The organism is Streptomyces niveiscabiei, assembly GCF_001419795.1.
Lineage (GTDB): Bacteria > Actinomycetota > Actinomycetes > Streptomycetales > Streptomycetaceae > Streptomyces > Streptomyces niveiscabiei.
Genome location: NZ_LIRL01001056.1, coordinates 1 through 5,366, shown reverse-complemented (window position 1 = coordinate 5,366; position 5,366 = coordinate 1). Strand labels below are relative to the sequence as shown.

At 73.0% G+C, this 5,366-nt stretch carries 6 protein-coding genes; 1 reads left to right on the top strand and 5 read right to left on the bottom strand.

The genetic code is table 11. The annotated features are described in order from the left end of the window. Positions 1–104: 104 nt before the first annotated feature. Complete coding sequence (locus tag AOK24_RS39620) at positions 105–1,013, bottom strand: AraC-like ligand-binding domain-containing protein (RefSeq protein ID WP_055724763.1); 909 nt, start codon at positions 1,011–1,013, stop codon at positions 105–107. Between the two features lie 166 nt (positions 1,014–1,179). On the opposite strand from AOK24_RS39620, the gene AOK24_RS39615 reads away from it, so the two are divergent. After that, the gene (locus AOK24_RS39615; RefSeq protein ID WP_055724762.1) at positions 1,180–2,193 is read left to right on the top strand and encodes an ArsR/SmtB family transcription factor; all 1,014 of its coding nucleotides are present in this window, start codon (positions 1,180–1,182) and stop codon (positions 2,191–2,193) included. On the opposite strand, the gene AOK24_RS39610 is transcribed toward AOK24_RS39615, so the two are convergent. From AOK24_RS39610 to AOK24_RS39595, 4 genes are all read right to left on the bottom strand, one after another. Next, positions 2,194–2,910 carry a polysaccharide deacetylase family protein gene (locus tag AOK24_RS39610; RefSeq protein ID WP_055724761.1) on the bottom strand — a complete coding sequence of 239 codons (717 nt, stop codon included), beginning with the start codon at positions 2,908–2,910 and terminating at the stop codon, positions 2,194–2,196. It abuts the gene before it with no gap. A 97-nt stretch (positions 2,911–3,007) separates the two neighbouring features. Continuing rightward, a complete protein-coding gene (locus AOK24_RS39605; protein ID WP_055724760.1) occupies positions 3,008–3,637 on the bottom strand; it encodes a bifunctional 4-hydroxy-2-oxoglutarate aldolase/2-dehydro-3-deoxy-phosphogluconate aldolase in 630 nt (209 codons plus the stop codon). Beyond that, positions 3,637–4,815: an alanine racemase gene (locus AOK24_RS39600; RefSeq protein ID WP_055724759.1), complete on the bottom strand. Its 1,179-nt coding sequence runs from the start codon at positions 4,813–4,815 to the stop codon at positions 3,637–3,639. The genes AOK24_RS39605 and AOK24_RS39600 overlap by 1 nt, the downstream gene beginning before the upstream one ends. After that, positions 4,812–5,216, bottom strand: a complete 405-nt coding sequence (locus tag AOK24_RS39595) for a RidA family protein (protein WP_055724758.1) — start codon at positions 5,214–5,216, stop codon at positions 4,812–4,814. Before AOK24_RS39595 ends, AOK24_RS39600 begins: the two co-directional genes overlap by 4 nt. Positions 5,217–5,366: the final 150 nt, after the last annotated feature.

Genomic DNA, 5,366 nt, shown 5'->3' with positions numbered 1-5,366 from the left:
AGATGTGTATCAGGGACGTGTGTGGGGGTGGTGCCGTTGCGCAGTCCGGCGTGATGCCGGGTCGGGGGCCCGGCGGGCGTGTCCCGGGTGGTCCGGCGGGCGCTTCAGGTGGCTCTGCGGGTGCGTCTCAGGTCGGCGACCGTCTCGCCGAACTCGCGTTTCAGGGCGCGGCCGAGGTGCTTCGTGTCGAGGACGCCCCAGCGGGCGGCGATGGCCGCGGTGGAGCGGTCGGTGAGGGCGGGGTCGAGGAGGTCGCGGCGGATGCGCAGGAGGCGTTCGTGGCGGATCCAGGCGGTGAAGGTGAGGTCGGCGCCCTTGAAGAGGGAGTGCAGGTAGCGGACGGAGAGGTGATGGCGGCGGGCGACGCGTTCGGCGGTGAGGTGGGGGTCGTCGAGGTGGGCGAGGGCGTAGACGCGGATGCGGTCGGCGAGGGCGCTGGCGACCGGGGCCCGTTCGGGGGCGGTGTCGGCGAACTCGGCGAGGAGGAGCGCGGTGATGGCGTCCGCGAGGTGGGCGCGGGGTTCGGCCCGGCCGGGGAGGGCGTCCGGGGACAGGGCGTGGCCGAGGAGGGCGCCGATGCCGGTGCGGGCGGAGACGGCGAGGGCGGTGCGGCGGCCGATGGCGTCCACGTGCCGGCCGAGGCTCGCGCGGGGGACGCACAGGACGGTCATGTCGGTGGGGCCGTCGCCGATGATGCGGTAGGGGCGGGTGTTGTCGAGGACGAAGAACTCGCCCGGGGCCAGGGCGTCGCTGCGGCCGTCCTGTCCCACGCCGAGCCGGCCCCCGTGCAGGAGGGTGAGGTGCATCCACTCGCGGTCGGCGGAGGTCATGGTCCGGCCGTCGCGGATGACGGTGGCGCCCGTGGCCTCGATGCGGACGACGGAGGCGGGGCCGATGGCCGTGTGCTCGAACGTCGCGTGGAACACGGGGGCGGGGTCCGTGACCCGCAGCGGGGCGAACAGGGACGAGGCCGCCGCCTCGAACGACTCCGCCCGGTCCTCGTTGTCCGTCATGCCGGTGCACTCCCAGATCCCCCGCCCGGACGGCCACTGTACTGGGATGTTGTGCACGAAATGGGGAGTCCTCGTGCACGTGGTGGTGCCCGCCCGCCACGCGCTGTTCCCTACGCTCGTCGAGGGGAACAGCCCGTCTGGAGACGCGCAGTTGAGGAACGGTTCGATGCACAGTCACACCGAGTTGCGTCTCGGCCCGCTCGCCGAGGTGCGGATCTCTTTCGCGGCCCATCAGAGCGCGACGCTGCTGTCGCTGGTGGCCGACGTGTTCGGGGCGCGCAGTCACGGGGTGCCGCGCAGGTGGCGGGAGATGGTCCGGGGTGCGGTGCCCGAGGCGGGGGCGGCGGTGCTGCGGCCCCTGTTCGCGCCCGGGTACTCGATCATCCCGGACTGCGTCACGCCCACCGCGTGCATGCCGGAGGGGGACGCGGCGGCCCAGTTCGCGCAGTTGACGGACCTCGCGCCGGGGACGCTGCTGGACGAGCTGGAGGCGGAGTTCGGGGGCGAGGTGCCTCCGCAGTGGCGGCCCGTCGTGGACCGGCCCCGGCAGTGGATCCACGGCTACGCGGAGGTGCTGCGGCGGGTGTGGCAGGAGTTCGAGCCGGTGTGGCGGGGCGCGGAGGCGTACCTGCGCCGGGAGACGGAGCGGGTGGGTGCCGCCGTCCTCCAGGACTGTTCCGAGGCGGTGCTCCAGGATCTCAGCTCGCGGTTCCAGCTCGTCGGCGAGAGTCTCCGGCTGCCCGATCCGCAGGCCGACACGTACGCGCTCGACGGGCGCCGGCTCGTGCTCGTGCCGATCCTCTCCGGGCCGGGGGCGTCGATGTTCGCGCTCGACCGTCCCGACCTGGTGTGGATCGGCTACCCGCTGCCCGGGGTCGGTCGGCTCTGGGAGTCCTCGGCGGCGCCCTCCCCCGCCAAGGATCCCCTCGCGCTCGTGGTGGGCCCGCTGCGCGCCGCGATCCTGCGTACCGCCGCGCATCCCCTCACCATGGGGCGCCTCGCCGCGCTCCTGGAGTGCAGCCCCGCCAACGCGACCCACCACTGCCGGCAGCTCACCGACGCGGGGCTCCTCGAACGGTACCGGCAGGGCCGCAACGTGTGGATCGGCCGGACCGAACGGGGAGACGCCGTGGTGGAGTTGCTGTCGCAGGGCGGGACGCTGCCGGACTCGCCCTGGTGATCAGGGCCGGTAGGCCTTGCGGTTGTCGTACGTGACCTTCCCCGCGGGGAGTTTCGCCGGGGCGAACAGCTGGTCGACGGTGACGATGTGGAAGCCGCGGGACTTCAGGCCGGTGATGATGGCGGGGATCGCGTTGACGGTCGTCTTGTGGATGTCGTGCATCAGGACGATGTCGCCGGGGCGGGACTGCGTGGTGACGGTCCTGACGAGCCGGGCGGTGTCGCGGTACTTCCAGTCCAGGGTGTCGATGCTCCAGTGCACGAGCGGGCGGGCCGCCGCTTTGCGCACGGCCGCGTTGTGCGCCCCGTACGGCGCCCGCACGGTGCTCGGCTTGAGCCCCGTCGCCTGCTTGATCGCCGTGTCCGTCCGCGAGAACTCCGCGTTGATCTTCGCGGCGCTCAGTTTCGTCAGATCCGCGTGGTCCCAGCTGTGGTTCCCTATCTGGTGCCCCCCGTTGGCGATCGCCTTCGCCACGGACGGGTTGCGCTGCACGTTCTGCCCGACCAGATAGAACGTCGCTCTCACGTTCCGGTCGCTCAGCGTCTTGAGCAGTCTCTTCGTGTCCGCGACCGGCCCGTCGTCGAACGTGAGCGCCACACATTTCACTTTCCGGCAGTCGACGGCCTTGGCGGCGGCCTCCGCGGTCGAGGCCGTGCCCACCAGCGCGGTGCCGCACAGGGCCGCCGTGAGCACGGAGATGACGAGTCGTCGGCGCATCGGTTCCTCCAGGTTCAGCGGGTTTGCTCGTAAGACGCGCCAGGAGGAGGCATGGATGCGTGTATGTTCTACGAATTTCCGTACGATCAGGGGAAGTTCAGGGCGAGTTCGGCATCTCCGCCACGAACCCCGTCGCGCGGCGGGTGATCCCCGGCCAGTCCCCGGCCGCGACCGCGCCCGCCGGGACCACGTCGGACCCGGCGCAGACCGCGTGGGCACCGGCGGTCAGGAAATCGGCGGCGTTCGTGGCGTTGACGCCGCCCGAGGCGATCAGAGGGACCCCGGGATAGGGGCCGTTGAGGTCCTTGAAGTAGCGGGGGCCCAGGGAGTGGGCCGGGAAGATCTTGACCGCCGCCGCGCCCAGGTCGACGGCGTACGCCACCTCCGTCGGGGTCAGGGCGCCCATGACCAGGGGGACGCGCGCGGCCGTCGCGACCCGCGCCACCTCCTCGCGGCACCCCGGCGTCACCAGGTACGCCGCGCCCGCCTCGATCGCCGCCTCCGCCTGCGCGGCCGTGAGGACCGTGCCCGCGCCGGTGCGGCAGCCGGGGACGGAGGCGGCGTCCCGGAGGTGGGCGGTCAGGCCGGGGGTGGTGTACGTGAACTCGACCCAGGTGATGCCGCCTTGTGCGAGCGCGGTGGCCAGGGCCGCGGCGTCCGGGATCTCGGGGGCCCGGATCACCGCGATCACGCGGTCCTCGGCGAGCGTGGCCAAGAAGTCCTGCATCAGAAGAACGTCCTTACGAGGTCGACGACTTGGGGGTTCGGCGCGTTCGCGTCGTCCAGGACCGGGATCAGGTTCCACTTGTCGAACGCGGTGCAGGGGTGGGAGAGGCCGAGGCGGACGACGTCGCCGACCTGGACGTCCGCGTCGCGCAGGAACGTGTGCTGGTCGTTGAGGGCGGTGACCCGCGCGCCGGTCAAAGCGCCGCCGCCCCGGACCAGTTGGGGTTCGGGCAGCCCCTCGTCGCAGGGGAAGTCCCGCTTGCCGCCGTCGAGGAGCGCGAGGGCCGGTTCGGGGCGGGAGACCACCCGGGCCCAGCCGTGCATGGCGCTGCGCAGCGGGAGCGGGGAGACGGTGCGGTAGTAGCCGTCGTCGTGGATCAGGTAGGCGCCGGAGCGCAGCAGGACACGGGTCCCGGCGGCGCGCACGGGCGCCAACTCCCGTACGACCGTGGCGAAGTGGGCGCTGCCGCCCGCTGTGACGACGGGGTCCGGGACGTCCGGCAGGCCGTCCGCGAGCAGCCTGTCGTGCAGGACGACCAGGTCCCGGAGGTACCTCTCGATCGCGGCGGTGGACTTCAGGGCGCCCTCGTATCCGCTCACTCCGGCGAGCCGCAGCCGCGGGTCCGCGTGGATCGCCCGGGCGACCGCGACGGCCTCGTCGACGCCGCGTACCCCTGTCCGCCCGCCCTCCGCGCCGAGTTCGACGCACACGTCGAGCGGACGCTCCCCGGTGTACGCCGAGCGCAGCAGGTCGACCGTGCGCGGGGAGTCGGCCCAGCAGGTGAAGGAGAACCCGGCGTCGCGGTCGAGTTCGGCGCCGATCCAGCGCAGCCCGGCGGGGTCGAGGAGGGCGTTCGCGAGGTGGACGCGCTGGATGCCGAAGGCGCGGGCGACGCGGACCTGTGCGAGGGTCGCGAGGGTGATCCCCCGTGCCCCGGCGTCGAGTTGGCGCCGCCACAGCGCGGGGGCCATGGTGGTCTTGCCGTGCGGTGCGAGGTCGACGCCGGCCGCCGCGCACCAGTCGGCCATGGTGCGCAGGTTGTGTTCGAGGGCGGACGCGTCGAGGGTGAGGAGGGGGGTGCCGAACTCGTCCAGGGTGGGCCGGGTCGCGAGGAACTCGGCGGCCGTGCTCCCCCACGCGTGGTCCGGCACGGCCTTGAACCGCCAGTCGAGGATCATTCCACGACCGCCTGCGCGTCGATCTCCACGAGCATGACCTCGTGCGGGAGTTCGACGAACACGGTCGTCCGGCACGGCTTGGGCGCGCCCTCGGGGACGTGTTCGGCGATGAACTCGGCGTACACCTCGTTCATCGCGGCGAAGTCGGCGCGGGTGGTGAGGTAGACGCGGAACATGACGACGTCGCCGACGCCGGCGCCGCCCGCTTCGAGGATCGCGCGCACGTTCTCCAGGGTGCGCCGGGTCTGTGCCCTGACGTCGCCCTCGTGCAGGTAGGCGCCGGTCGCGGGGTCCTGCGGGCCCTGGCCCGAGACCTGGAGGATCGGTCCCTTGCGGACGCCTTGCGAGAACGCCCAGGCGGGGGCGGGGGCGCCGGTGGTGCGGATCGCCTGGTGGGTCATGGTCGTGCTCCTAGAGGGTCAGCGCGGACCAGGCCGCGTCGTCGAGGGCGAGGTGGTCGTCGAGGGTGGTGCGGGTGAGGGGCGGGGGGACGTCGGCGCGGGTCGCGAGGGTCGCGGCGGCGGCGAGGTGGCCGAGGCGCAGGGCGTCGG